Here is a 25610-nt window from a genome sequence, read left to right as displayed (position 1 = left end):
ACATAAGGGCAGCATGAAGCTGCCCTTTTCGTTTTGGCTTAACCCGAATTCGTGACCCTGTCTTCAACCCGCTTGACCAGCGCAGTACTTAGCCGTTCGCTAAATCCCGACAGGAAGGCGAAGACAAGCACGATGGAGATCTGCTGACCTGCGGCGGCTGATTGGCTGATTTGGTCGAGATCGTCAATCTTGTGCAGCTCATCAAGGGGGATTGGCAACATCCCGGCCCTAAGCGCTAAAAGGACAATGATCGCAAAGCAGAACCCCATGCACGGCCGGAACAAGAAATTAAAGAACACCGAAGCCGGTTCCATTTCCCCCCACGGCACATCCTTGCCAAGGCGCATCATCATGCTGGTCAGGGCACCGATGGCACCGAAACTGCCGACCACGAACAACAGGTCGTAGCTGAAACCAAACAATTTGCCGTTGCCGGTGCTGATAAGGTTGTCGACCTGCACAAAAAACAGGACCGCAAAGACAAGGACAATTGGCGAAAGTGCCAAGGCAAGGGCAGCGATACGCAGGCTTTTGTTAAAGGCCACTTCGACCGGATTTTCCGTTGGCAACTTGGGCCGATCAAGCTGTTCGTGTTTGAGATCGTTTAGATATCCCTGCACGAAACCGTCTCGGCCCTGGTTCAATGCCAGAAGCATGATGATGGCATCTGATTGCTTTCTATCCTGTGCTGCCTTGGTATCGGCATCATCATCTTCGCGCCACCAACGCAGGAAAGAGCGGATCACCATCGAGGATCGCCATCCCTGACGGGTGGCAACCACATATTCAATCATGCCTTCGATATCTGCGGGACCAAACGCGCCCTCGCCCGCGCCGCCGAATGGAAATCCAAGACGTCTTTCCTTCTGGTCGCTTTGTGCGTCACCATCGCTACTCTCAGGCTCCTTGGTGCCTTCGACAAATTCTGCATCCATGACGTGCCGCCGACGCGGCACAAGGCCGATCACCGGACAATGGGTAGGTTCGTAGCCATAGGGATGATGCGGGTAGCTCATGGAATGCCATCTTCACGTTATCGGGACAGAACGGCTCTGTCCTGTAAGACGGTTGGGATGTGGTGGTGTGAAAATTTCGGTTATGCAGGACAATGTGAACAGGTTTGCTCTGCCTGCTGCGCAATTGACTTGAAATCTGCCCCCATGCACCGCTATGTGTGTGCCACGTTATCAAAACCCACTCTGGCAAGGAGTTCGCACACGTGAATACGGTCAAGCCTGTTCATATTATTGGCGCCGGTCTGGCAGGCAGCGAAGCCGCCTGGCAATTGGCAGAAGCCGGTGTGCCCGTCATCCTGCATGAAATGCGCCCGACGCGCCCGACCGATGCACACCATACCGACAAATGTGCTGAGCTGGTCTGTTCGAATTCATTCCGGTCCGATGACAAGGAATACAATGCTGTCGGCCTGATCCATGATGAAATGCGCCGTGCCGGTTCGATCATCATGCGGTGCGCTGATCAGCACAAGGTACCCGCCGGTGGCGCACTGGCCGTTGACCGCGAAGGTTTTTCCGAGGCCGTCACAAACGCGCTTGAAAATCATCCTTTGATCACGATGGAGCGCGGCGAAATTGATGGTCTGCCGCCAGAAGAATGGGAACATACCATCATTGCGACCGGCCCGCTGACATCCGGTGCACTTGCCGACGCCATTCGCAAGGCAACCGGCGAGGAAAGCCTTGCCTTCTTTGATGCGATCGCACCGATTGTCTATAAGGACAGTATTGATTTCGACAAGGCATGGTTCCAGTCGCGTTACGACAAGGGCGATGGCAAGGATTACATCAACTGCCCGATGTATGAAGAGGAGTATAACCGCTTCATTGATGCCCTGATCGAAGGCGAAAAAACCGAATTCAAGGACTGGGAAAAAGACACCCCCTATTTCGATGGATGCCTTCCGATCGAGGTCATGGCCGAACGTGGGCGCGAAACGCTGCGTCACGGCCCGATGAAACCGGTTGGCCTGACCAACCCGCATAATCCGAAAGAAAAGCCGCGCGCAATCGTTCAGCTGCGTCAGGACAATGCGCTTGGCACGCTTTACAATATGGTCGGCTTCCAGACCAAACTGAAATACGGCGCGCAGGTTGAAGTCTTCCGCACCATTCCGGGGCTCGAAAATGCCGAATTCGCACGTCTTGGCGGCATTCACCGCAACACCTTCCTGAACTCGCCACGACTTTTGGATGGGAATCTGCGCCTTAAATCACGTCCTGATCTGCGTTTTGCCGGTCAGATTACAGGCTGTGAAGGATATGTTGAAAGTGCAGCCGTCGGTTTGATGGTTGGGCGGTTTACCGCAGCCGAAAAAGCCGGGAAAACCATCCCGACCCCGCCGCTTGCAACCGCCATGGGGGCCCTATTGAACCACATCACCGGCGGTGCCGATGAAAGCACCTTCCAGCCGATGAATGTGAATTTCGGTCTGTTCCCGGATCTTGATCTCAAGAAACGGGTCAAGGGCCGTGACCGCAAAAAGCTTTATAGCGATCGTGCCATTCCGCTGTTTGATGAGTGGCTCAGCACCGTGAACGCAGCCTGAAAAATCAAAAGCCGCATCGAAAGTGATGCGGCTTTTTTCTTTGACCTGACAGGCGCGCGATCAATAGCGATCAGGTTGGCGCGTCAGCTTGCCCGTAACATCGCGAATTTGTTCCCCGTCGCGGAACCGGCGAAAGATCAGATCAAGATTGCCGTCATCGTCGAGCGTGCGCTTGTAGACCTGCATTTCATACCCGCCTTCATCATTGATATAAAGCGCGTGAATGGTCAGGGTCTTGTCCACAATCCGTGCCCAGAAAAATGGTTCGCCTTTGAGCGGGTCATTGGGAATACGTTTCCCGAACAGCCCCGAACGCATGGCGCTGCCATAGATGTCAGCACGCTCAGTTGCGTAAAACTCGACATCCAGTGAGACGGTTTTTTCACGTCCGTCTGGCTTGTGGATGACCGTTGACCAATCGACGATAAAGCCGCGTTCGGTCTCCTTGATGACCACATCAAGATCACGGGCTTGCAGCTCGTTCTCGGCATGTTCGATGGTCGTGCCGTGATAGGAACCCACGAACGGCTCAATGCTTGCGGCACGGGCCTGTGAAACAGTCATGACAGACAGGCACAGCAGCCCGACAAACATCAGGCCGCTAAACCACCGTTTCCGGGTCTTTTTTATCAAATGTGCCATCTTGGTCCTCATGTCGGGCATGCCCGCATCTTGCGCCAGATATCAAAGGGTTACCAACGCTACCACGTACAGTTCAGTGCTGTCCTGACCTTTGTTCTCACTCTAAGAGATATTTATACAATGGTCATGTGACAAGCGATATCGGATCAATATCTCTTGAGCATCCCGTTAAGGGTCAACCGCAGACTGGCCGGTCGCGCCAAACCGAATTCTGCGGAAAACGGATCATATCCGGCCTTGGCAAGCTTGCGGAGGTACCCGTCGGCTAGAACAACCGGCAATGCCGCGGCGTGGGCCTGTTTTGGCAAGGCGCTGCGATGTTTGCGGGCCTCGGCAATGCGGGCACGCGCCAATTCGGCCAGTTCGCGAATGAACTCGCGGATTTCCTGCTTTTTGCGGAACTCGAAAACGTCGCCTTGCGCGACTTCGTGATGTTCCATCCGATCCTTGGGCAGATAAAGGCGTTTTGATCGGCCATGGAACACGATGGCGCGCATGATGCCGACCAGGCCATACGCATTGCCGGCAAGCCGTGCGGCATGGTCTGCATCATCACCACCTGCCCCAAGCAGCCTTGACGCCAGAACACTGATCTGTCCGGACGTTTGATCAATATAGCGATCAAGTTCCTGCTGGGTGACAGGTTGGCGGTCTTCAAGATCAAACTCGCGCGCGGCAACAATCGCCTCAAGGTCGGCAACCGCAAGATGCCCGTCGTTGATCAGATCAGCCAGTGGCTCGACAACTTCGTGTTTGCGCACCTGCCCCTCGCCCAATTCGGTCAGGGTGTCACGCCACCATTGCAAGCGGATATGGCCCAGCATGACTTCACTGACCATCTCGCGCGTTTTGGAAACTTCCTGATTAAAGGCGTACAGGGTGAACAGCGATTCACGTTTTTCCGGTGCCGCAAACAGCGTACACAGGAAACGGTCCCGGTCATGGCGCCTGACATAGTCGGCACAGTGGGAAAGCTTTGGCGTATCGGGCATTTATCCTATCCGATCTTACGTTCTGAACGTTGATCGTCTTTTGGGCTGTTGATGATTTCCGGCATGCTTTCGACATATAGCGATTGCGACGGGAATGCGAAAGCAGCGTCCTCTTCCTCGACAATACGTTTGAAAGCAATGATATGACGATTGCGAATATCGCGCCACGTCACCCAGTCAGTGGTTTTGGTGAAGTAATAAAGATCAATATTGATCGAACTGGCACCAAAGTCGGACAAATGTACCATTTGGGCGACATCGGTCTGTGCAACGTCTTCATCGTTTTTCAGAAAATCGCGCAGCTTGTCGACAATGGCTTCCATTTGTTTGGCGGTCGTTCGGTATTCCAGACCAATCACCATCTTGATCCGACGATGGGTCATGCGCGACCAGTTGATCACAGGCGAATCAACGATCTGGGCATTTGGCATTGTGACCAATGCCTTGGCAAAGGTACGTACCTTGGTCGCCCGCAGGCCCACAACCTCAACCGTTCCTTCGAAGTGCGGTGTTTCGATCCAGTCGCCGCGCTTATACAGGTTGTCGGCGAAAATCGTCAGGCCGCCAAAGATATTGGCCACGGAATCCTTTGCCGCCAACGCAACCGCCATCCCGGCAAGACCAAGACCACCCAGGAACGCTGAAACATCAATACCCCAGTTTTCCAGAATGATAACGCCGCCAATAACGACGATCAGGGTCTTTACCCCGCGAATGAAGAACTGCCGCAGATCATCGCCAAGCCCGGCACCAAACCGGCCGACCAGCCGATTTAACGATACCCCCAACGGCTCGACGGCCCGAAACAGCGCCCAAAAGACACAGAAACCGGCGGCGACTGAAATAGCCTCAACAGCAAAGGCATCAATTTCTTCGGGGAGTGTCAGCACCTCGGTTGCAAAATAAACGCCAAGCAGCATGAACAAAGCCTGCAAAGGCAAGGCAAAGGCATCAAGCACATTACCCATCATGCTTTCTGAGCGCTGCTGTGCAATCCGACGCAAGATAGCAAGCGCACCACGCACCAGAACCCGCTTGAAGATAAAGAAAACAAGCAGCACCAAGGCAGCACCGACAAGCCTTCCGATCTCCCCGCCGCCAAGCATATCGACCCACGAATTCATGTGGCCGATCACCTCTTCGTTCAGGTTGTCCAGTTCGGTGGTGATTTCATACATGGCTTGTAAGCTGTTCTGATGTTAAGGTTATTATGACTTCTGACTTGGTACGACTATGTAGCACATCGTTCTCTGGCCTCTGTATAACAACTAAATTGGCTCAGGCATATGGCATCATTTGCGTCCGGAAGCTTACACATTATCGGCGGCGGTCTGGCCGGTTCGGCACTTGCCACCTGCATGGCCGAGGACGGCTTTGATGTGACGCTGTATGACGAAGCCGAGCCATTTGAAAGCCGCTGGACGCGGGGCATGCACACTGCACCTGAAAGCCACAAAACAGCAGAGCCAGAGATATTTTATGATCCGTCGGGGCTTGTTGCCGATTTCTTTGCGGGCTACCCGGAAATCCCCGCGAAACTGATCAGACCGGCCCATTGTGTGATGGGATTGAAACGCGGGCGTCGCAAACCCGCTATTGTGTCGCTTGATCAGGGTATATCGCGGGCACTGATTTCCCGGCGGATAAGCATTGCGGCACGTGCCTATACCGCATTGACACTTTGGCAGCAACGATCTGCCAGTGAAGAAAACCGGCTCGACAGCGCGTTCTCATCAGGTGCATTTGACTCTGACGACAAAGCCCATCAGCCCGGCACCTATCATCGTGATGCGCTTACTGTTCTGGCTGAAGTTCTGTTTTCCATGCCTGCCCACCGATGTTCAAAGTCCCTGTTGGCAAGGGTTCTGGTGCCAAGGTTGCGCGGGATTCTGGCGCGCCATCATGAACCGGTGTTTGCGGCAATTGATCCGATTATCCTTAACGATATTGCCCTGCCTGCCCTGCGTGAACGGTTCCTTGCTGCGGGCGGGACAATCAAAAGTCGAACGAAACTTGGCGATATTGACAGTACCTCGGACTACGCGACCGATTTGCTGTTCGAAGATGACAGTCAGATTGTCCTTAACCCTGATGATGCCGTGGTTCTGGCCCTGCACCCCAAACCATTATGCGATGCGGTGCCCGATATCGGGATATCTCCCGCACCTGCGCATCGGCGCTGCATGACGTTTGAAATGCGCAAACCATTTGCGGAACCACAAGCCCTGTTGGTCAGTGATGATATCGTGCGTGCGATCTACTGCAATCGTCGTCATCTTCAGGTAAGCCTGAACAGCAGCTTGCAGCTGCAAGATACCCAGAACGCCGATCAATTTGCACAGCTTGTCTGGCAACGTTGTGTTTGGCTCTGCGACCAGTACCTTAATCTTGATTTACAGACGCGATCGGACAATGCGGACAATGCACTGCATCCCAACCACTTGTTCATCAACGCCGAAGCTCCGTTTCCTGAAATGACGCCGGGAATGGCTGCCAGCCGACAGCAACTGCGAGCACCATGGAAAAACGTATTTCTGTGTGGGGATGTCTTCCCGATTGATCAGGCCCCGGGACCGGCGGCACTTTTTTCAAGCGTGCTTGATATCCGCCATGAACTTCAAAAGTTCTTTGCTTAATCGTCAGACAGCAATCATCGCCGCGGCGACGCGACGTGCCTCGGATACCAGCACATTGTAGGTCCGGCAAGCGGCACCGGTATCCATTGGCTCGATGACAATACCGTGCGGTTTAAGCGCCTGGCGCCACTCGAGCGGGACAGGTGTAAGACGTGTCCCCATGCCAAGCAACAGGATCTCGATTTCGTCGGCCCTTTCGATCACCCGGGAAAAAGAGTCCGGCGTGATGTCGTCCTTTGTCGTAACGCTCCATGAATAGACGGCTTCAGGAAACAGCAGGATCGATCCCGTAACCGTTTCTTCGCCAAATCGAAAAATGCCGTCGCCATAGCTGGTGACCATTTTACTGCCTTCGGCGACCAAGGTACTTACTTCAAGAGACATGCTGGCCCCATTTGCGGTTGTTCGATTAATCTGAATTGGACTTAGTCTGGATTTCACGGAGTGTCGAGGTGCTCTTCGGTAATTTTTCTGCGCCAAAGAATGAACAATCCGGACAAAACGACGATACCGCAACCGATCATCATCAGCATGTCCGGTTCTTCGCCAAACAGGATCATGCCCAATGCAATACCAAACAACAAGCGGGTGTACCTAAATGGCGTAACTGCGGAAACATCGCCACTGCGCATCGCTTTCATTAAGGTGGCGTAGGCAAACGCCCCCATCAGGATTGCGCCAACGAAATACAAAACGCTTTGCGTGTTCATCCACGTGAACGCTTTTCCATCCCACAATGAAAACACGATACCAGCCAGGATAATGGCCACAAAGCCGTAGAACCCCAGGATGGACGTACTTAGTGATACCGGCGCGGCACGGCTGGCAAGATCACGTCCGGCAAAGCCAATCGTGCCAATCACGGCAAGCAGGGATAACGCAGAAAAGCTGTCAGCAGTCGGACGCAAAATAATCAAAACGCCAATCAATCCGACGATGATTGCCGTCCATCTTCTCCAGCCCACCTTTTCGCCAAACAGGACGGCGGCTCCAAGAACAACAATAATCGGCGTTGCCTGAAGAATTGCGGTCGTCGATGAAAGCGGGGTCAGAGCCAATGCGAGGACATAAAACAACCGGCCAATAACTTCAAAAACGATCCGTATGCCCATCGCACGCGACAGCACATCAGGATTAAGCAAGGGCTGTTTGTTGATCCTCGCGACAACTGCAAACAGGATCGCCCCACCGACACCAAATACAATCAGGACCTGACCGACAGCATGGGATTCTGAGACAGCCTTAACAAACGCATCCTCAAAGGAAAACGCCACCATCGCAGCCATCATCCAGATGCTGCCGATCAGATTTGCGCGATGTTCGGGAGTCGATGCGATATGGGGTTTCATCGGTTGCAGCCAGTTTTTAATGGACTTTTTATCGGCTATCTACGGACGGAAACGAAAGACCGCAAACGATCAAATCCCGCAAAGAAATGGCCGGGTCTGTTTTCTCACAAACCCGGCCATAGTGTAAATGTCTATAAATCCAACCCGGTGGATCAGGCGCCAGCTTCCTGACCTTCTTCTGCCTCGGGAATTTTACGTTTGAGGCGCAGGACAATCAGCAACGGCGACGCGACACAGATCGAGGAATAGGTCCCGATCACGATGCCAAAGATCAAAGCCATGGTGAAACCACGGATTGCTTCGCCGCCAAACACGAACAAGGCAATGAGTGCCAGCAACGTCGTAAACGACGTCATAGTCGTGCGTGAAAGCGTCGAGTTGATCGACAGGTCCAGCAAATCCGGGATTTCCATCTTGCGGAACTTGCGCAGATATTCGCGGATACGGTCAAACACAACAACCGTATCGTTGATCGAATAACCGGCCACCGTCAGAACCGCTGCCAAGGTCGCCAGATCGAACTGAACTCCGGTAATCACAAAGAAACCGATGGTGATCAAGACGTCATGCAGCAAGGCTACAACCGACGCGACAGCGAACTGCCATTCGAACCGAACCCAGATATAGACCATGATCAGGAACAACGAGATCACGACGGAATAGAACCCGGCTTCCTTAAGCTCGCCACCGACTTTCGGACCGACAAGTTCGCTTCGGCGAATGGTGACGTCATCGCCAAGTGCGTTGGTGACAGCCGCAAGGGCCGCCATCTGGGCTTCTTCATCACCATCCTGGCGCTGCAACTGGATCAGGACATCATCCGGCTCGCCGAATTCCTGAATCGAAACATCGCCAAGGCCGAGGCTGCCAAGATTGTCACGCAGTGCATTGATATCGGCCGGGCCGTTGGTCTTGATTTCGACCAGAATGCCGCCCCGGAAATCGATCCCGAAGTTAAGGCCCTTGGTGAAGAACATACCGACCGAGGCCAGCACCATCAGCAAAGACGCGATATAGAATATCTTCCGGAATTTAAGGAACGGGATATTCACGTCATCCGGGATAAGATGTAAAGGTTTCATATCTTCCCTGTTCCCTTCCTTAAATGACCAACTCGGTCGGACGGCTGCGTTTTACCCATGCTGCAATCAGCAGTCGGGTCAGCCAGATCGCCGAGAACATTGAGGTTATAATGCCGATGGCCAGTGTCACGGCAAAGCCCTTGATCGGACCAGACCCGAAGCTAAACAGCACAAGGGCTGCTATCAGCGTCGTGATGTTGGCATCAAGAATGGTCGACATGGCGCTACGATAACCGGCATCAATCGCATTGATGATTGTACGGCCGTTGCGGCGTTCCTCGCGGATACGTTCAAAAATCAGCACGTTGGCATCAACCGCCATACCGACAGTCAGAACGATACCCGCAATCCCAGGCAGGGTCAGGGTCGCCTGAAGAACCGACATCACCGCCAGAACAAGGATCAGGTTCATCATAAGCGCGATGTCGGCGTAGACACCAAACCGGCCATAGCTGATCACCATGAAGGCAATGACAAACACCAGACCAAGCACGGCAGCAAATTCGCCGGCCTCGACCGAATCCTGACCAAGGCCCGGACCGACCGAGCGTTCTTCAAGGATCTGCATCGGTGCAGGCAATGCACCAGCACGAAGAAGCAGGGAAAGGTCGTTGGCTTCCTGAACGCTGAACTGGCCGGTAATGATACCATTACCGCCAAGGATCGGTTCGTTGATACGTGGTGCGGAAATCACTTCACCATCAAGAACGATGGCAAGACCGCGACCGGCATTTTTGCTGGTGATATCGCCAAATCGCGCACCGCCTGCCGCATCAAAGCGGAAGGAAACAACCGGGCGACCGTCACTGAAGGTCGGCTGAGAGTCGACAAGGTTGTCACCTGAGACAACGATACGACGATCAATCAGATATTCACGGATACCATCGCCTTCATCTGCTGAGGGCAGGATCATGGTTCCCGGCGGAAGGCCGGTTGCACGTGCATCGGCGGCCGTTTTTTCGTTATTCACAAGATGGAAGTTCATCTTTGCCGTACGGCCCAGGATGTCCCGCAGGCGCGACGGATCATCAAGACCTGGCACCTGAACAACGATGCGGTTTTCGCCCTGGCGCTGGATGGATGGCTCGGTGGTGCCCAGTTCGTCAACACGACGACGGACAACTTCCAGCGACTGTGCAATTGCACGGTCAATCAGTTCGCGATAAGCGACTTCGTTATAGGTCACAACGATGTTGTTCCCCTCGCCGCTCAGTTCGGTATTCGGTTCCGCGGTGCGCGCGATTTCACGCGCTTTTTCAACGTCATCGGCCCGCAGAATGGTAATCTCGGCACCGTTGGCCGTGGCTTCACGCGGACGGTTACGGATTTGTTCCTGACGCAGTTCAGTGCGGATCGCATCGGCAAGCGCGTCATAACGTTCGCGCAGGACGCTGTCGGTGTCGACTTCAAGCAGCATGTGCGAGCCGCCACGAAGATCGAGGCCGAGATTGATCTGCTTGCCCGGCAGGTAACTGGACTCAGTCGCCAGAGTGCCCGACGGCAAGAAGTTTGGCGCAGCGTAGATTACGCCCAAAGCACACACCAGAAGGACCAGTGCTGCTTTCCATTTGGTAAAATAAAGCATGTGTTTGTGACCGGATCTGTCAGGGTCAACCTTGGTCTGGTTCCAAGGTTCTTGGAACAACGGGTATTTGGTACCGCTTCAGGCCACCGGCAAAATGCAAGAAGGCGGAGCCAACTGCCCCGCCTCACTTGATACGAAGAGATTAGTCTTTCTTGGTCTCTTCTGCTTTTTCTTCTTTTTCGTCTTTGGCATCGCCTTTGGCCGGTTCGGTTTTTGAAAGAACCGTTGAAACCATGCCACGTGCGACTTTGACTTTCACACCTTCCGCGATCTCGACCGACAGTTCATCGTCGCCAACAACCTTGGCAACGGTACCAATCAGGCCACCGGCGGTGACGATCTTGTCGCCACGACGGATCGCCTCAAGCATTGCCTTATGTTCTTTCTGCTTTTTCTGCTGAGGACGAATAAGCAGGAAATAGAAAACAACAAAAATCAGGATCAGCGGCGCAAACTGCATCAGTGCACCAGCACCATCTGCACCACCAGCGGCCTGAGCGTAAGCCGTCGAAATAAACATTAGGAACTCCTAATTCCTCAGAACAAAAAATATCAACTGCCGGAATATAACGGGGTGTTACGCCAAAGCAAGGGAGAACCGGTTTCAAAGCGGTAAAATCGGTACTTGTGTGCTTTTGTTCACCTTGTGTTGCACGAAGGCCCTTAGAACAAACACTTCCATTGGCATCCTAATGTGCTAGCTTTCCGGCCAACAAAAAACGTCACCGGAAAAAAGAAACACCCAAGAGGCCCCGATGAGTAGCGATTTCGATAAACTTTTGCCCACACTCGAACGAATTGCCACAGCACTTGAACGCATGGCACCTCCTGCGCGCGCCAAAAATGATCTCAGCGCTGCCGATGCCTTTGTCTGGCAGGCACGAACAAGCTACTTGCAACCGGTTCGGAACGTGAACCGGGTCGATATCGGGCTTCTTCAGGGTATCGGGCAGCAAAAGGAAATCCTGTATAACAACACCAAGCGCTTTGCCGATGGCCTGCCGGCTAACAACGCATTGCTTTGGGGTGCGCGTGGAACCGGTAAAAGCTCCATCGTCAAGGCGATGCATGCCAAGATCAATGCCGAAAGCCCAGCATCGCTGGCACTGGTCGAAATTCATCGTGAAGATATTCCGACCCTGCCCAACCTTTTGCACATCCTGCAAGAAGGCGGTCGCCGCACGATTTTGTTCTGCGATGACCTGTCATTTGACATGCATGATGAAAGCTACAAGTCACTGAAGGCGGTCCTTGATGGCGGTATTGAAGGCCGTCCAAAGAATGTGATCTTCTATGCAACGTCAAACCGCCGCCACCTGATGGCGCGTGACATGATTGAAAATGAACGCTCCACGGCGATCAACCCGTCCGAGGCGGTTGAGGAAAAGGTCTCCCTATCGGACAGGTTCGGTCTTTGGCTTGGCTTCCACAATATCTCGCAAGACGTCTATTTCGAGATTATCGAAGGCTATGCTAAGGAATTCGGGATCGATATCCCGACCGAAGAGCTGCATGCACGTGCCAAGGAATGGACCGTTACACGCGGCAGCCGTTCGGGCCGTGTTGCCTGGCAGTTTATTCAGGAAGTCGCTGGCGAACTTGGCAAATCGATCGATTAGCCAACACTGAAACAGCGCAAGAACGGAAAACACCCGTGCCAATTGTCCGGGTGTTTTTGTTAGCGCGACACCATCACGCTTGGCAGGAACTTGATCGGGTCGGATGATTTGCGACCCTGGCGGACTTCGAAGTGAAGCTGCGGGAAGGTCACGGCCCCAGTCGTGCCAACCGTCGAGATCTTTTGACCACGCGTCACAACATCACCACGGGCGACCAGCGGGCTTTCGGTGTGTGCATAGGCAGTAACAAAATTATCGGCATGCTTGATCAGGATCAGGTTGCCGAAACCGCGCAACTCGTTGCCGACATAGGTCACAACACCGTTGTCGGCGGCAAGTATGGGCGTACCGCGATTGGCCTGAATGTTGATACCGTCATTAAACAGCCCACCGGTCCCAGCACCATATTTCAGAACAACCTTGCCCTGAACCGGCCAGATGAACCCTTTACGTGCAGATGGATCTGCCAAGGTGACATTCTGACGCACAGAGCTGCCCTGCCCGGCAATCGGTGTCGATTTGCTGTCCGTCTGCCAGCTGCGGGCGGAGGCCATCTGACGTTCGGCAGCGGCGGCATAGTCCTGTGGCTTCAGTCCGGGTGTCGGAATGCTTCCGCCATTGCGTGGTGAAACGCGTGCGACCGTCGCCGTAGGCCGCGCAGTCTGTATTGGTGCGCTGGTAGATTTCGCCGGAACACTTACCACCTGACGCTTGCCGCCAATCGTGACGGTCTTGGTCGGCGTGCTCGATCTGGACGCAACCGCTGTGTCTGGTGGCAGGCTGTCGTAATTGGGTGTCCACGGCGGCAGGACAAGGCGCTGCCCCGGGTAGATCACATACGGTTCGCGAAGGTCATTGCGGCGGGTGAACTGCATAAAGTCCATGTGATAGCGCACGGCAAGCTGCGAAACTGTGTCGCCCGGCTCGACCGTGATGACCCGTTCCCCGTTCTTGAGCTTTGGCATGCTATAGGGGCTGTCGCTCGCCCCATCGCCATAAACCACCGGCACCGGCACGGAATTGAGCAAACAGCCGCCAAGCGCCGCACTTGCTGCACAGACAAGCAACAGGCGTTTTCCGTGATAAACAGCGCTTTTGACACAATTTTCCATCATGTTTCTGATTGTCTCCGACTAGCGGTTAACAATCAGTAAGCATCAAGGCGCTCAGGATGGATTTAAATGGCCTGACAGGTGTCAGAATTCCTCGGTGCCCGGAAGCATGGGAACGAACCGGACTGGCATCAGTTCGGTAACATCGACACCACTGGGCGTACGCAAGACACGCAACAAAAGCTGTGTGTGGGATACTTCCCCCACCGGCACGACCATGATGCCACCAACTGCAAGCTGATCGACAAGCACCGGCGGAACGTCTTGTGCCGCAGCCGTGACAATAATGCGATCAAACGGTGCCTGTGCTTTCCACCCAAGTCCGCCATCGGCATGCAATGTCGAAATGGTGTGCAGGCCCAATTCGCGAAACTTGTCCTCGGCCTCGCGCAGGAGCGGTTTGTGACGCTCAAGGGTATAAACCCGCCGGGCGAGCTTGGCCAGAATCGCTGCCTGATAACCAGAACCGGTGCCGACTTCCAGCACCTTCATGCGATCATTAAGCTCAAGCGCCTGTGTCATCAGGGCCACGATATAGGGCTGTGAAATCGTTTGGCCCTTGCTGATGGGCAATGCGACGTTTTCCCAAGCCCTGCTGACGAAAGGATCGGCGACAAAAATCTCACGCGGGATGTCGGCCAGTGCAGACAACACGGCTTCATCGTGAATGCCATCATCACGAAGGATCTGCAACAGGTTGGCTATGGCGGTTTCGCGCGTAATCACCGGCTCGTTCACGGAAAGGCCTTCGTCAGTTTTTCAAACGTATCGTAGTGGGTAAAATCAAGGCTGATCGGGGTGACAGAAACATTGCCCTGCTCGATCACGCGCAGATCAGACTTTTTGTCTTCAGGCAGTTCAGACTGAATAGCCCCGATCCAGTAATAGGGCTCACCGCGCGGATCAAGGCGTTCGGCGATGTGATCACCGATCTTGCGCTGCCCTTGCCTCGAGATCTTTATCTCAGCACCGCCATTGGCTTCGTGATCCGGGAAATTGACATTGATCAGAACGCCTTTGGGCCAAGTTGTCGTGACCAAAGTTGCCAGAACATCCTTGAGGTATTTCTCGGCAATCGTCCAGTCAATCATGTCACCAGAGAAATACTGTGAAAACGCGACCGCAGGCACATTAAGCAATGTTGCCTCCATGGCGGCGGCAACCGTCCCTGAATAGGTCACGTCTTCGCCAAGGTTTCCACCCCGGTTGATCCCCGAAAGCACGATATCTGGCGGGTTGTCGCGCATAACCTGCTGCAAGCCAAGCAGAATGCAATCGGTTGGCGTACCGTCCACAGCGAAGTGCCGTTCATCGCGTTTATGAATACGCAATGGACGGCGCAGGGTCAGGGAATGCCCCGCCCCGCTTTGTTCCATCGACGGTGCAATCACCCACACATCATCGGAAAACTCGCGTGCGAGCTGTTCCAATATCTTGATCCCGGGCGCGTCAATGCCATCATCATTACTGATCAGGATGCGCGCTTTGGTGAGATCCATCATGTCAGTATCGTCCTAGCCCGCCGAGATTACCTCTAACCCGCCCATATAGGGTTTGAGCGCATCAGGAACACGGATCGAGCCATCCGCCTGCTGATAGTTTTCCATAACGGCAATCAGGCAACGACCAACGGCAAGGCCAGACCCGTTCAGGGTGTGAACAAACTGGGTCTTTTTGTCACCGGCAGCACGATAACGTGCATTCATGCGACGCGCCTGGAAATCGCGTGTGTTTGAGCAAGACGAGATTTCGCGGTACTTGCCCTGTCCCGGCAACCAGACTTCTATGTCATAGGTTTTTGCCGCCGAGAACCCAATGTCACCGGTGCAAAGAATAACCGTGCGATACGGCAGACCAAGACGTTCAAGGACTGTTTCGGCACAGCGCGTCTTGCGGGTCAGTTCCTCGTCAGATTTCTCTGCTTCGACCACCGAAACCATTTCCACCTTGGAAAACTGGTGCTGGCGGATCATGCCGCGCGTATCACGCCCTGCCGAACCGGCTTCGGAGCGGAAGCACTGGGTCAGTGCTGTATAGCGCAGCGGCAGTTTTGCCTGATCGATAATGTCACCGGCAACCTGATTGGTCAGGGTTACTTCTGACGTCGGGATCAACCAGTAATCATTGGTGGTTTTAAACGAATCCTCGGCGAATTTCGGCAACTGGCCGGTACCAAACATGGCATCATCGCGGACCAGCATCGGCGTGATGGTTTCCTGGTAACCATGTTCGCCTGTGTGCAGATCCAGCATGAACTGTGCAAGCGCACGTTCAAGCTTGGCCAGACCGCCACGCAGAATGACGAACCGCGAACCAGACAGTTTGGCTGCGGTTTCGAAATCCATCATGCCAAGTTTCTCACCGATCTCGAAATGTTCGAGCGGCTGGAAATCAAACTCACCCGGCGTGCCCCAACGATTGACTTCGACATTGTCGTTTTCGTCTTCGCCAACCGGGACTTCGGGATCAAGAATGTTCGGGAAAGACGACAGCAAAAGATCAAGCTGGTCGTTCAGGGATGCCTGACCGTCTTCGGCTTCCTTGATCTTGTCCTTGAGCGTGCCCATTTCGGCCATCAGGTCGTCGGCATTCTCGCCATTCTTGCGCAATTTGCCGATTTCACCTGAGATCGTCTTGCGGCGGGCCAGCATTTCCTGATGTTCAGTCATCAGTTTGCGGCGTTCAACGTCGATATCGATCAGACGCTTTGCGGTAACGTCCTGTTTGCGCGCAGTCATTGCTGCGTCAAAAGCCTCGGGATTGTCCCGAATCCATTTAATGTCGTGCATCGAAGAGCACCCTGTCAGTCTATCTGTTTGTGGCTTTATACGATGGGGTGGACACAAGGTCCACCCCGTCAAATCGGACGGTTTAGGCGGGGGATTTCAATCAACGGGCGTTGTTGAAATCATCCTCGCCGTCATCATTGTTCGACGGTCCGGACAGCTTGGGCGCATCCCCCTCGTCATCAGAGGATCGGGTCAAGGAAGTCTGACCGTCATCATAGGATGCAGCCGCCTCACCTTGTGCGTCGACACCGTCTTGCGCCGTTGCGACTGCGGTTCCGGCCTCTGCCTCTCCGTCATCATCATCTGAGTCCGTCTCGTCATCCTCATCCGCGTCATCGTCCGCGGCGGCTTTCGCACGCTTGCGCTCGGAAATGCGCGCCATGATGATCGAGATTTCATAAAGAATGATAATCGGAATGCCCAACCCGATCTGAGAAATCAGATCCGGCGGGGTCAGAACGGCGGCAAACCCAAATGCAATGACGATTGCGTATTTCCGGCGACGTGCGAGGCCATCCGCGGTGACGATGCCGGCACGCGCCATCAACGTCAGCAGCACCGGCAGCTGGAAGCAAAGCCCGAACGCAAAGATCAGCTTCATGACCAGCGACAGGTATTCACCCACCTTGGCTTCAAGCTGGATCGCAAGGTTTGACCCGCCACCCGCCTGTTCGAAACTGAGGAAGAACTTCCAGGCCAGCGGCATGATCAGGTAATAGACCAGCGCACCGCCCATCAGGAACAGGATCGGGGTCGCAAAGATGAACGGCATGAATGCCGAACGTTCGTTCTTATAAAGACCCGGCGCGACAAACGCCCAAAACTGTCCGAGGAATACTGGTGCAGAGACAAAACAGGCCGCAAAGAACGAAACCTTGACGTAAGTGAAGAACACTTCGGTCAAGGCTGTATAAATCATGCGCCTGTCAGGCCCCATGATTTCTGCAAGCGGCTGGACGAGGAAACCGTAGATATCCTCGACGAAGTAATAGCAGACACCAAAGGTAATAAACAAAGCAAGAACCGCCCAAGTCAGGCGGTTTCTCAGCTCGATCAGATGCTCCATGATCGGCATCTGTTTGTCATGCGATTGCATGTTCACGCCTGGCTCTCCGGCTGATCTTTTTTCTTGCTGTCATCTGCGGGCGTACCCGTTGTCGTTGCCGATTTTGCAGCAGGAGTTTCAGCCTTTTCGGCCGGTTTCTCTGCTTTCGGCTTGGACTCGGTCTTTTTGCCGTCGCTTTTGGGACTTGAGATTTTGTTTTCCAGAAAATCGGTCGGATTGCTATGCGAACTGTTGACCTGCTTGCGCAGATCATCAAGTTCCGCTTCACGGATGATGTCATCAATTCCGCTCTGGAATTCACGCGCCATACCGCGCACTTTTTTCCAGTAGCCCGCCAATTTGTACAGCAGATGCGGTAACTCTTTGGGGCCGACGACAAACAGTGCGACGACGGCCACAAGAGCCATTTCGGTCCAGCCGATATCAAACATATGACACGCCTATCTGAAGGAAATCCGACAGACGATCAGGATTTCACAGAATCCTTTTCATTGTCCTTGCTCTCGGATGAAACCGAAGCAGAGGTCGTGTTTTCGATGGTCTTGGCCGAAGCGCCTGCATCTTCTTCTTTTTCGTTGATGCCCGCTTTGAAGCTCTTGATACCTTTGCCCATGTCACCCATCACTTTCGGAAGCTTGCCTGCGCCGAAGATGATCAGGACAATCGCAAGAATCAGAACGATTTGCCAAACGCCAATACCCATAACTTAAATCTCCAAAGATCCATTCTGCCTGCCGGCGACTTGCCCGGATAATGGCAGAAAGCCCCCCACTGTGCAATGCGACGGTTGGTTAATAACCATGCAGTGCAAAATACCTGTTTAATGTGCGCCTTTCTGTCTGTTGAACCAGGCCAAAACCCGGTCCGCGACGACGCATCAGGTCATAGGAAACACGAAGGCCATGTCGGGATCAAGCGTAATAGCGACAGATGGCTGATTAATCGGTGAAAAGCGTCTTGGGACACGCGCGTGAATGTGGGCACCGGCCTCAAGTGTCAGGTGAACCAGATTGACTTCCCCAAGGACACGCACCGCGTCGACATGCGCCAGAACGTCATGTCCGTTCAGTGCTTCGCCAATATGTAGCCCTTCTGGCCTGATCAGGACTTCCACTTCAGTGCCGTTTTCGATGCTTTGGCTATCGACATCACCAAACGGTGTTGCAACCTTGCCATCCACAACTGTCCCCGAGAAACGGTTTACCTCACCAAAGAATGAGGCAACGAAACGGTTTTCTGGCCGGAAATACAGTGTTTCCGGCGATCCGTCCTGCATGATCTGCCCTTCATTCATGATGATGATCCGGTCGGCCATATACATGGCTTCCTGCGGATCGTGGGTGACCATCACAGTGGCGATCCCGGCATCCTTCAGAACGTGCAAGGTGGTATCGCGCAAATCCGCACGCCGCGCGACATCAAGGCCGGAAAAAGGTTCATCAAGCAGCATGATCCGCGGCTTCGGCGCAAGAGCACGCGCCAAGGCAATACGCTGCTGCTGACCCCCAGAAAGTTCGTGCGGATATGCATTTAGATATTCGGACATGCCGACCTGTTCGAGTGCCGCCTTGATTGCACTCATGCGGTCCGCTTCGCTGAAATGACGCAGGCCAAAGCCGATGTTCTTCGCCACATTCAAATGCGGAAACAGCGCATAATCCTGAAAGACCATGCCGACACCGCGCTTTTCCGGCTCTACATAGCCACCCGGCTGGGCGACGATCTGATCATCGACGGAAATCTCACCAACCTGAAGCTTTTCAAGGCCTGCCGCCAGGCGAAGTGCTGTGGTCTTGCCACAGCCCGACGGGCCAAGCAGACACACCAACTCGCCGGGGGCGACATCAAAGCTGATATCGCGCAAAACGCGGTTCTCGCCGAAAAGGTGAGAAACATGCGACATCTTCAGGCCGTCGGTCATCGAAAACTCTTCTTACAACAGGGATCTGGCACCCGCAGGTGCAAATGATTTGCGAAATCTTTCGTGGAACTTAAGGTCAGCGCCCGTGTGATGCAAGAAGATGGATCAATTGGTTTCAGGATCGTGATCGGTCATTGGGGCGTCTTCATCGTCCTCGAAGTCCTCAGCGTCGCTTTCGCTTGCCCTGCCCGGCAGCTTTTCATCATCGTCATACAGGTTCGGATTGTCTGAATAGATGGTTTCATCCAGATCGTCGAGATTGCGGGTCGTCAGGGCCTCTTCGACGACAGAATCGGTGACCTCACCATCATCGATCAGATCCGGCAACGCCTCATCATCCGAACTTGCACCATAACGGCCCATACCCGGTCGACTATCAAGCAGCCCTGCAGCTTTCAGATCCGCCAACCCCGGCAGATCATCGCGGCTTTCAAGCCCAAAGTGATCAAGGAAGTTATCTGTTGTTGCCCAGAGAACCGGGCGACCCGGCACCCGTTTGCGCCCACGCGGACGGATCCATTTGGATTCAAGCAGGATATCAAGTGTCCCCTTCGATAGCGCAACACCACGAATTTCCTCAATCTCGGATCTTGTGACCGGCTCGTGATAGGCAATGATGGCAAGGGTTTCCAATGTCGCACGCGTCAGTTTCTTGGCCTTTTCGACCTCGATATGAAGGTCCCCGGCCAGGTCCATGGCGGTACGAAATGCCCACTTGTCTCCAATCTGTTTAAGGTTCACACCACGCGGCTCATAAGTCTCGGCAAGCGCGTGCATGATGGTGCTGACATCAGTGCCCTCGGGCAAGCGTGCAGCGATCACCCGTTCACTGACCGGTTCGGCAGAGGCAAACAAAACGGCCTCAACAATGCGAATATGTTGAAAGTCAATGTCCGGACCGGATTCGACGCCTTCGATTTCAAGCTGCGTTTCTTCGCTCATTGAGTGCCCCTGCCCAACTTATTTCTTAAACGTGTCTGCGTCGTAGTCATAATTGCGCGGTAGATCCCCTTCCCGCACAGTCTGCGGTGATCGCAGCAGAATCGGCCCAAAGGTCTCTTCTTGTAAGATTTCCAATTCACCATCGCGGCACATTTCAAGACTGGCAACAAAGTGTGCCGCCAATGCGGAGCGCGCCTTAAGCGGCGTTCCAAGTCCGCGCGGCATGAATTCAAGCAGCCTTGTCCATGTCGGCACCACGCGGCGGCCAAACAAATCGCGCAATCGTTGGATGGCATCATCCATGGCGTAAAGATCAAATGCCTCGATCTCAAGCGTTTTGCTTTCCGATGTCAGCATGATCCGCGCATAAGCCTTCAGCAGGTCATAAAGCGATGCATCATAGACAGACGCCGTTGTAACCCGGACTTCCTCAGGATCGCCGCGACCAAAGAAATCACGTCCCAAGTTGGGGCGTTCCAGAAGTTTCTCACCGGCCGCTTTCATCGCCTCAAGGCGCTTCAGCTGGAAGGCAAGAAGTTCTGCCATTTCCTCGGCACTGAGTTCTTCCTCGTCACTTTCCTGTTTTGGAAGCAGCAGGCGTGATTTCAGGTAGGCAAGCCAGGCTGCCATCACCAGATAATCCGCCGCCAGTTCAAGACGCAAACCCTGTGCGGTATTGATGAATTCAAGGTATTGTTCGGCAAGATCGAGAATGGAAATCTTGATGATATCGACCTTTTGGTCGCGTGCCAGTTCAAGCAATACATCAAGCGGCCCCTCGAACCCGTCCAGATCAAGAATCAGGCGTTCTGCAAGGCTCGGTTCTTCATCGACCGGCTTCTTGTCAAACACATCATCTGGAATTTCGAATTCGAACTGGTCTGCCATCTATCCCCGACTATCCCCCGCGTCTGTCGGCGTTCAGGCAAAGATATCTGCCAGAAGCCTGACCAGTGCATTGGCCGGTTCAAGCACCAACCACTGGAACACCGGCAGGTCTATACCAAGTTGCGTCGTGACATAGGGCAACAGAAAGACCAATCCGATCAATATGATCATGCCGGTTTTTTCCATACGCGCCAAGACCCGTGCAATCGGCATCGGTGAAATTGCGGTCAGAACCCGGCCACCGTCAAGTGGCGGGATCGGCAACATGTTAAACACCGCCAGAATGCAATTCAGCCAAAGTGACTGATTAAGCATGGTCGCAAGCCAGTCATTTACCGCTGGCGAGAAGCTTGGCAGCCACACCAGAAGCAGGATTGACACAATGGCGAGTGCCACGTTGGTCGCCGGACCTGCAATCGCAACGCCGATGACGCCCAAGCGCTGCGGATGCAGGCGGTGAAACGCCACGGGCACCGGCTTGGCATAGCCAAACAGGAACGGTGCGGCTGTTATCAAAAGCAAACCCGGGATAAGGATGGTGCCAACCGGATCAATATGGCGGATCGGGTTCAGGCTTAGCCGCCCCATGCGTTGTGCCGTGTCATCACCAAACAGCTTGGCAGCAAAACCGTGTGCTGCCTCGTGCAACGTCACGGCCAGCAAAACCGGAATGATCCAGGTTGTCGCCGAAACGATCAGGTCAATGGTGTCATTCACTTCTGATCATCTCCTGCGGACCAAACCGGTGCCAGAAGATCGGCAAGCCGGGCCTGCCAATCAGTAATCTGGGTGCTGCTTGGCGCGTCGTGTTTGAACGTGGCTATTTGATTGGTAAAGCTCTGTGCACGCTTCAAGGACGTACCGGTCAAAAGCGGTGCCATTGACACCACTTCTTCCATCTCGGTGCGTTTGCCATTGCAATGAAGCGCAATATCACACCCGGCACGCAGACATTCATGCGTCCGACTGGCAATGGAGCCACCGAGCGCCTCCATGGACAGATCATCACTGATCAGCAGGTTATCAAAGCCGATCTCGCCACGAATAATGTCCTGAATAACAGTCGAGGAAACTGTGCCGGGCCGTTGATCATCAATGGCGGTAAACAGCAGGTGGGCCGACATTGCCGCCAGCACGTCCTTCATGTGCGCAAAGGGCGCAAAATCAAACTCAGACAGCGTCTCATGCGATACGGTGACAATCGGCAGGTCCTTGTGACTGTCTACCGTCGCGCGGCCATGTCCCGGAATATGTTTGATGATCGGTGCAATGCCACCATCCAGAAGGCCTGCGGCCACGGCACTGGCCAGCGTAACAACCTTGCCGACCTCTGCCCCGTATGACCGGTCACCGATCACGTCACTCATACCCGGCAGACGAAGATCAAGAACAGGTGCGCAGGTTGTATTAAACCCGGCTTCACGCAGGTCCATCGCCATCAGCCGCGCACTGGTATAGGCCGCCTCGCGTGCATCATCGGCATTGCGATCAAACAGATCACCAAACGCGCCGGCGGGTGCAATCTTGCGCCAATGAGGCGGTTTTAACCGCATGACGCGGCCGCCTTCCTGATCGACCAGAATCGGCACATTGGAGTTGCCGACGGTTCCACGCAGTGCGTTGGTCAGGGCACGGACCTGATCACGATTTTCGATGTTGCGCGCAAACAGGATAAACCCGAACGGATCGGCTTCACGCAAGAAGCCCTTTTCCCAATTGCTGAGTTCCGTTCCCGAAACACCAAGAATGCAGGCACGTGGCTTTTTGACTTCAAGGCCGGACAATGAGGCACCCCACATTGCGTTCTTTCAAATCCGCACAAAGCTTTTCGGCAGCCCCGGCATCACCAAGTGGGCCTGCCTGCAACCGATAGAAGACACCTTTGCCTTCGATCTCAATACGTTGCACAAACATCTCAAGATTGCCAAGCAAGTCTTTGTTTTTCGAAGACAACCGTTTCCATTCTGCTGCTGCGCCGCTTTCTTCGCGGACCGAAGCCAGCTGCACACGGAACGCGCCCGATGCAGGCGTCGCGGCCGTTGTTTGCGGTGCCGGGGCCGGTTCTGCTGATGCTGGCTGCTTGGCCGGGGCTTCAGTCGTCCGGTTTTCAGCGGCGGCAACTGCCTTCTCCGCGTCCGTCAACTCGGGGGCTGTAATTTCTGGTGCTTTAACAGCAGGCTCTGCATTGCCGTCAGCTTCGGTCGCTTGCGGTGCATCCGCTGTTTCGGTTGCGCCCGCTTCTGCCGGTGCCTCAGCCGTTGTATTTGGCTGGGTTGTCTTGGGCGTTGCGGAGACTTCCGGTGCACGCGGCATGTCTGGAAGTTCCTGCAACACGACATTTGCATCGGGATCAACGTCACTTAGCTGGTCGTAGACTGTCGTCTCACGGTGGGGAACTTCCATTCCCCCCGGATCTTCCGGGCGAATTTTGATCGGTGATGGATCAGGAAGCAGGATCGGCAAATTGCCGTCGTCCTGAATGGGTTGGCCCTGATTATAAAACCAGTAACCTGCCCCGCCCAACGCGCCACCAACCACGACAACGCCAAGAAACACGGTAGCCAGCCCTTTGATCATGCTCTTGCTGGCGGGCTTTTCTGATCCGTAGTGATCTGCGCGCTCTGCATGAAGGTCGGCACCGTGTTCTTCGCTCATCACTTACATCTCCTCGACAGGCTTAACGCCCACAACCTCAAGACCGGAAGCAATGACCGTGGCAACGGCACGGATCATCGCAAGACGTGCCAGAGTCGCAGGCAAATCATCGGCAATGATGAAACGCAGCGCGGTGTTGTCACGTCCCTTGTTCCACAATGCATGGAATTCTGCGGCAATTTCTGTCAGGAAAAAGGCAATGCGATGCGGTTCATGGGCAACGGCCGCCTGTTCGATAATCCGCGGCCATTCGGCCATGCGGCGCACCAGAAGCTTCTCATCTTCCGAACTCAGCAATGACAGGTCCGCGGTCGCCAGCGTCTTCTCCGACAGATCCTGGCCCGGGAAGGCTTCGGCCGCCTGACGGAAGACCGAATTCACACGTGCATGTGCGTACTGAACATACCAAACAGGGTTATCTTTGGACTGCTCGGTCACTTTGGCAAAATCAAACTCTAGCGCTGCGTCATTTTTACGAGTCAGCATGATGAAACGCACGACATCCTTGCCGACGCGCTCAACGACGTCACGCAGGGTCACAAAGGTCCCGGCACGTTTCGACATTTTAACCGGTTCGCCATTGTCAAACAGGCTGACCAGCTGGCAAAGCTTGACATCAAGGTCGCCCTCGCCGTGTGTGATCGCCTTGGTGGCGGCCTTCATGCGCTTGACATAGCCTCCATGGTCGGCGCCAAAGATGTCGATCATCAGGTTAAAGCCGCGTTCGTACTTATCAAAGTGATAGGCAATGTCGGACGCAAAATAGGTCCAGCTACCATCCGACTTCTTCAAAGGCCGATCGACATCATCGCCAAATTCTGTTGCACGGAACAAGGTTTGCGGGCGCGGTTCCCAGTCATCCGGCTTCTTGCCTTTTGGCGGTTCCAGAACGCCGACATAGATATCGCCTTTTTTCTCAAGATGCTCAAAGGCCGACTGGACCTTGCCCGCCTTCACCAAGCCGTCTTCGGATGTGAAAACATCATGGGAAACACCAAGAAGACGAAGGTCTTCCTTGATCAGGGCCATCATCTCGACAATGGCGAAAGCACGAAACTCTTCAAGCCATTCATCTTCCGGGGCATTCTGCCACTTGTCACCGTCGCGTTCCGCCAGCTTTTTGCCCGGCGCGACAAGATAATCACCCGGATACAGGCCTTGTGGGATTTTGCTGATCTCTTCGCCAAGAGCTTCGCGATAGCGCAAATGAAGCGACCGTGCAAGGACATCCACCTGCGCACCGGCATCATTGGTGTAATATTCCTTGGTAACGGCGTAGCCCGCCTTTGCAAGCAAGTTGGCAAGCACGTCACCAACAACTGCACCACGGCAATGGCCGACATGCATCGGGCCGGTCGGGTTTGCCGAAACATATTCGACGTTGATCTTTTCGCCTTTACCAAGGTCGCTATTGCCATAGGCAGTGCCGACTTCAAGGATCTGGCTGATCTGTGAAAGCCAGAACCGCTCGGCCATCCGCAGATTGATGAAACCCGGACCAGCAATTTCGACTTCTTCGATGTGATCAAGGCCACGCAGTTTTTCAGCGAGCTTTTCCGCCAGATCACGTGGCTTCATGCCAGCAGCCTTTGAAAGCAACATCGCCGCATTTGTTGCGGCATCCCCATGAGACGCATCGCGCGGCGGCTCCACCGTGACACGTGAAGTGTCGGTTCCCGCAGGGAGAACACCGTCTTTTTCAAGGGCGAGAATCTGGTTCTCGATGTCGCTTTTCAACAGGCTGAAAACATTCATGACTTGGAACT

The 25610-nt window shown here is 54.2% G+C and carries 26 protein-coding genes; 3 read left to right on the top strand and 23 right to left on the bottom strand.

Annotated elements, in window-relative coordinates; genetic code table 11:
- Positions 1-38 precede the first annotated feature (38 nt).
- Positions 39-1016 (bottom strand): hypothetical protein, encoded by a 978-nt coding sequence (locus TH4_RS12290; protein WP_064781341.1) that lies wholly within the window; start codon positions 1014-1016, stop codon positions 39-41.
- A gap of 203 nt (positions 1017-1219) precedes the next feature.
- Between TH4_RS12290 and trmFO the strand changes: the two genes are divergently transcribed.
- Entirely contained in the window at positions 1220-2566 is a 1347-nt protein-coding gene (gene trmFO / locus TH4_RS12285; protein ID WP_064781511.1) for a methylenetetrahydrofolate--tRNA-(uracil(54)-C(5))-methyltransferase (FADH(2)-oxidizing) TrmFO, read from the top strand.
- Positions 2567-2626: 60 nt separating this feature from the next.
- Here trmFO and TH4_RS12280 read toward each other — a convergent pair whose 3' ends face one another.
- The 3 genes from TH4_RS12280 to TH4_RS12270 all read right to left on the bottom strand — a co-directional run bounded on the left by TH4_RS12280 (position 2627) and on the right by TH4_RS12270 (position 5378).
- A complete protein-coding gene (locus TH4_RS12280) occupies positions 2627-3208 on the bottom strand; it encodes a hypothetical protein (protein WP_245227855.1) in 582 nt (193 codons plus the stop codon).
- 146 nt (positions 3209-3354) lie between these two features.
- Positions 3355-4200 carry a phytoene/squalene synthase family protein gene (locus TH4_RS12275; protein ID WP_064781340.1) on the bottom strand — a complete coding sequence of 282 codons (846 nt, stop codon included), beginning with the start codon at positions 4198-4200 and terminating at the stop codon, positions 3355-3357.
- Positions 4201-4205: 5 nt separating this feature from the next.
- A complete protein-coding gene (locus TH4_RS12270; RefSeq protein WP_064781339.1) occupies positions 4206-5378 on the bottom strand; it encodes a mechanosensitive ion channel family protein in 1173 nt (390 codons plus the stop codon).
- 108 nt (positions 5379-5486) lie between these two features.
- Between TH4_RS12270 and TH4_RS12265 the strand changes: the two genes are divergently transcribed.
- A complete protein-coding gene (locus TH4_RS12265) occupies positions 5487-6836 on the top strand; it encodes an NAD(P)-binding protein (protein WP_064781338.1) in 1350 nt (449 codons plus the stop codon).
- 3 nt (positions 6837-6839) lie between these two features.
- Here TH4_RS12265 and TH4_RS12260 read toward each other — a convergent pair whose 3' ends face one another.
- The 5 genes from TH4_RS12260 to yajC all read right to left on the bottom strand — a co-directional run bounded on the left by TH4_RS12260 (position 6840) and on the right by yajC (position 11372).
- Positions 6840-7220, bottom strand: coding sequence for an Mth938-like domain-containing protein (locus tag TH4_RS12260; RefSeq protein ID WP_064781337.1), 381 nt, complete (start codon positions 7218-7220; stop codon positions 6840-6842).
- A 53-nt stretch (positions 7221-7273) separates the two neighbouring features.
- Complete coding sequence (locus TH4_RS12255; protein ID WP_064781336.1) at positions 7274-8185, bottom strand: DMT family transporter; 912 nt, start codon at positions 8183-8185, stop codon at positions 7274-7276.
- 152 nt (positions 8186-8337) lie between these two features.
- On the bottom strand, positions 8338-9267 hold the full coding sequence (gene secF, locus TH4_RS12250) for a protein translocase subunit SecF (RefSeq protein WP_064781335.1): 930 nt from the start codon (positions 9265-9267) through the stop codon (positions 8338-8340).
- A gap of 19 nt (positions 9268-9286) precedes the next feature.
- A complete protein-coding gene (gene secD, locus TH4_RS12245) occupies positions 9287-10852 on the bottom strand; it encodes a protein translocase subunit SecD (RefSeq protein WP_064781509.1) in 1566 nt (521 codons plus the stop codon).
- Between the two features lie 142 nt (positions 10853-10994).
- Positions 10995-11372 carry a preprotein translocase subunit YajC gene (gene yajC / locus TH4_RS12240; protein ID WP_008890996.1) on the bottom strand — a complete coding sequence of 126 codons (378 nt, stop codon included), beginning with the start codon at positions 11370-11372 and terminating at the stop codon, positions 10995-10997.
- A 235-nt stretch (positions 11373-11607) separates the two neighbouring features.
- Between yajC and TH4_RS12235 the strand changes: the two genes are divergently transcribed.
- Positions 11608-12471, top strand: a complete 864-nt coding sequence (locus TH4_RS12235; protein ID WP_064781334.1) for an ATP-binding protein — start codon at positions 11608-11610, stop codon at positions 12469-12471.
- Positions 12472-12530: 59 nt separating this feature from the next.
- Here TH4_RS12235 and TH4_RS12230 read toward each other — a convergent pair whose 3' ends face one another.
- The 14 genes from TH4_RS12230 to argS form a co-directional block, all read right to left on the bottom strand.
- Complete coding sequence (locus TH4_RS12230; protein ID WP_245227854.1) at positions 12531-13586, bottom strand: peptidoglycan DD-metalloendopeptidase family protein; 1056 nt, start codon at positions 13584-13586, stop codon at positions 12531-12533.
- Positions 13587-13667: 81 nt separating this feature from the next.
- Positions 13668-14321, bottom strand: coding sequence for a protein-L-isoaspartate(D-aspartate) O-methyltransferase (locus tag TH4_RS12225; RefSeq protein ID WP_008890993.1), 654 nt, complete (start codon positions 14319-14321; stop codon positions 13668-13670).
- The gene (gene surE, locus TH4_RS12220; RefSeq protein ID WP_063089633.1) at positions 14318-15085 is read right to left on the bottom strand and encodes a 5'/3'-nucleotidase SurE; all 768 of its coding nucleotides are present in this window, start codon (positions 15083-15085) and stop codon (positions 14318-14320) included. Before surE ends, TH4_RS12225 begins: the two co-directional genes overlap by 4 nt.
- A gap of 12 nt (positions 15086-15097) precedes the next feature.
- On the bottom strand, positions 15098-16372 hold the full coding sequence (gene serS / locus TH4_RS12215; RefSeq protein WP_064781333.1) for a serine--tRNA ligase: 1275 nt from the start codon (positions 16370-16372) through the stop codon (positions 15098-15100).
- Positions 16373-16472: 100 nt separating this feature from the next.
- Positions 16473-17468 (bottom strand): twin-arginine translocase subunit TatC, encoded by a 996-nt coding sequence (gene tatC / locus TH4_RS12210; RefSeq protein ID WP_209272218.1) that lies wholly within the window; start codon positions 17466-17468, stop codon positions 16473-16475.
- Between the two features lie 2 nt (positions 17469-17470).
- Positions 17471-17869, bottom strand: coding sequence for a Sec-independent protein translocase protein TatB (tatB, locus tag TH4_RS12205; RefSeq protein ID WP_064781331.1), 399 nt, complete (start codon positions 17867-17869; stop codon positions 17471-17473).
- A gap of 35 nt (positions 17870-17904) precedes the next feature.
- Positions 17905-18141: a twin-arginine translocase TatA/TatE family subunit gene (gene tatA, locus TH4_RS12200; protein ID WP_044829067.1), complete on the bottom strand. Its 237-nt coding sequence runs from the start codon at positions 18139-18141 to the stop codon at positions 17905-17907.
- A gap of 174 nt (positions 18142-18315) precedes the next feature.
- Positions 18316-19359, bottom strand: a complete 1044-nt coding sequence (locus TH4_RS12195) for an ABC transporter ATP-binding protein (protein ID WP_064781330.1) — start codon at positions 19357-19359, stop codon at positions 18316-18318.
- A gap of 105 nt (positions 19360-19464) precedes the next feature.
- A complete protein-coding gene (gene scpB / locus TH4_RS12190; RefSeq protein ID WP_064781329.1) occupies positions 19465-20301 on the bottom strand; it encodes an SMC-Scp complex subunit ScpB in 837 nt (278 codons plus the stop codon).
- 18 nt (positions 20302-20319) lie between these two features.
- Positions 20320-21189 carry a segregation and condensation protein A gene (locus TH4_RS12185; RefSeq protein WP_064781328.1) on the bottom strand — a complete coding sequence of 290 codons (870 nt, stop codon included), beginning with the start codon at positions 21187-21189 and terminating at the stop codon, positions 20320-20322.
- 33 nt (positions 21190-21222) lie between these two features.
- A complete protein-coding gene (locus TH4_RS12180) occupies positions 21223-21906 on the bottom strand; it encodes a site-2 protease family protein (RefSeq protein WP_008890984.1) in 684 nt (227 codons plus the stop codon).
- Positions 21903-22973, bottom strand: a complete 1071-nt coding sequence (nagZ, locus tag TH4_RS12175; protein ID WP_245227853.1) for a beta-N-acetylhexosaminidase — start codon at positions 22971-22973, stop codon at positions 21903-21905. The genes TH4_RS12180 and nagZ overlap by 4 nt, the downstream gene beginning before the upstream one ends.
- Positions 22960-23844, bottom strand: a complete 885-nt coding sequence (locus TH4_RS12170; protein ID WP_064781326.1) for an SPOR domain-containing protein — start codon at positions 23842-23844, stop codon at positions 22960-22962. Before TH4_RS12170 ends, nagZ begins: the two co-directional genes overlap by 14 nt.
- Positions 23845-23847: 3 nt before the next feature.
- Entirely contained in the window at positions 23848-25599 is a 1752-nt protein-coding gene (gene argS, locus TH4_RS12165) for an arginine--tRNA ligase (protein WP_064781325.1), read from the bottom strand.
- Positions 25600-25610: the final 11 nt, after the last annotated feature.

It is taken from the genome of Thalassospira tepidiphila MCCC 1A03514, from assembly GCF_001662875.1.
GTDB classification, from domain to species: domain Bacteria; phylum Pseudomonadota; class Alphaproteobacteria; order Rhodospirillales; family Thalassospiraceae; genus Thalassospira; species Thalassospira tepidiphila.
This window is presented reverse-complemented; position numbering and strand designations above follow the sequence as displayed.

What these genes read in the sequence shown, in the direction of transcription:
- TH4_RS12290 (WP_064781341.1), bottom strand. Translation starts at nt 1,016, where the DNA reads ATGAGCTACCCGCATCATCCCTATGGCTACGAACCTACCCATTGTCCG.
- TH4_RS12280 (WP_245227855.1), bottom strand. Translation starts at nt 3,208, where the DNA reads ATGGCACATTTGATAAAAAAGACCCGGAAACGGTGGTTTAGCGGCCTG.
- TH4_RS12275 (WP_064781340.1), bottom strand. Translation starts at nt 4,200, where the DNA reads ATGCCCGATACGCCAAAGCTTTCCCACTGTGCCGACTATGTCAGGCGC.
- TH4_RS12270 (WP_064781339.1), bottom strand. Translation starts at nt 5,378, where the DNA reads ATGTATGAAATCACCACCGAACTGGACAACCTGAACGAAGAGGTGATC.
- TH4_RS12265 (WP_064781338.1), top strand. Translation starts at nt 5,487, where the DNA reads ATGGCATCATTTGCGTCCGGAAGCTTACACATTATCGGCGGCGGTCTG.
- TH4_RS12260 (WP_064781337.1), bottom strand. Translation starts at nt 7,220, where the DNA reads ATGTCTCTTGAAGTAAGTACCTTGGTCGCCGAAGGCAGTAAAATGGTC.
- TH4_RS12255 (WP_064781336.1), bottom strand. Translation starts at nt 8,185, where the DNA reads ATGAAACCCCATATCGCATCGACTCCCGAACATCGCGCAAATCTGATC.
- secF (WP_064781335.1), bottom strand. Translation starts at nt 9,267, where the DNA reads ATGAAACCTTTACATCTTATCCCGGATGACGTGAATATCCCGTTCCTT.
- secD (WP_064781509.1), bottom strand. Translation starts at nt 10,852, where the DNA reads ATGCTTTATTTTACCAAATGGAAAGCAGCACTGGTCCTTCTGGTGTGT.
- yajC (WP_008890996.1), bottom strand. Translation starts at nt 11,372, where the DNA reads ATGTTTATTTCGACGGCTTACGCTCAGGCCGCTGGTGGTGCAGATGGT.
- TH4_RS12235 (WP_064781334.1), top strand. Translation starts at nt 11,608, where the DNA reads ATGAGTAGCGATTTCGATAAACTTTTGCCCACACTCGAACGAATTGCC.
- TH4_RS12230 (WP_245227854.1), bottom strand. Translation starts at nt 13,586, where the DNA reads ATGATGGAAAATTGTGTCAAAAGCGCTGTTTATCACGGAAAACGCCTG.
- surE (WP_063089633.1), bottom strand. Translation starts at nt 15,085, where the DNA reads ATGATGGATCTCACCAAAGCGCGCATCCTGATCAGTAATGATGATGGC.
- serS (WP_064781333.1), bottom strand. Translation starts at nt 16,372, where the DNA reads ATGCACGACATTAAATGGATTCGGGACAATCCCGAGGCTTTTGACGCA.
- tatC (WP_209272218.1), bottom strand. Translation starts at nt 17,468, where the DNA reads ATGCAATCGCATGACAAACAGATGCCGATCATGGAGCATCTGATCGAG.
- tatB (WP_064781331.1), bottom strand. Translation starts at nt 17,869, where the DNA reads ATGTTTGATATCGGCTGGACCGAAATGGCTCTTGTGGCCGTCGTCGCA.
- tatA (WP_044829067.1), bottom strand. Translation starts at nt 18,141, where the DNA reads ATGGGTATTGGCGTTTGGCAAATCGTTCTGATTCTTGCGATTGTCCTG.
- TH4_RS12195 (WP_064781330.1), bottom strand. Translation starts at nt 19,359, where the DNA reads ATGACCGACGGCCTGAAGATGTCGCATGTTTCTCACCTTTTCGGCGAG.
- scpB (WP_064781329.1), bottom strand. Translation starts at nt 20,301, where the DNA reads ATGAGCGAAGAAACGCAGCTTGAAATCGAAGGCGTCGAATCCGGTCCG.
- TH4_RS12185 (WP_064781328.1), bottom strand. Translation starts at nt 21,189, where the DNA reads ATGGCAGACCAGTTCGAATTCGAAATTCCAGATGATGTGTTTGACAAG.
- TH4_RS12170 (WP_064781326.1), bottom strand. Translation starts at nt 23,844, where the DNA reads ATGAGCGAAGAACACGGTGCCGACCTTCATGCAGAGCGCGCAGATCAC.
- argS (WP_064781325.1), bottom strand. Translation starts at nt 25,599, where the DNA reads ATGAATGTTTTCAGCCTGTTGAAAAGCGACATCGAGAACCAGATTCTC.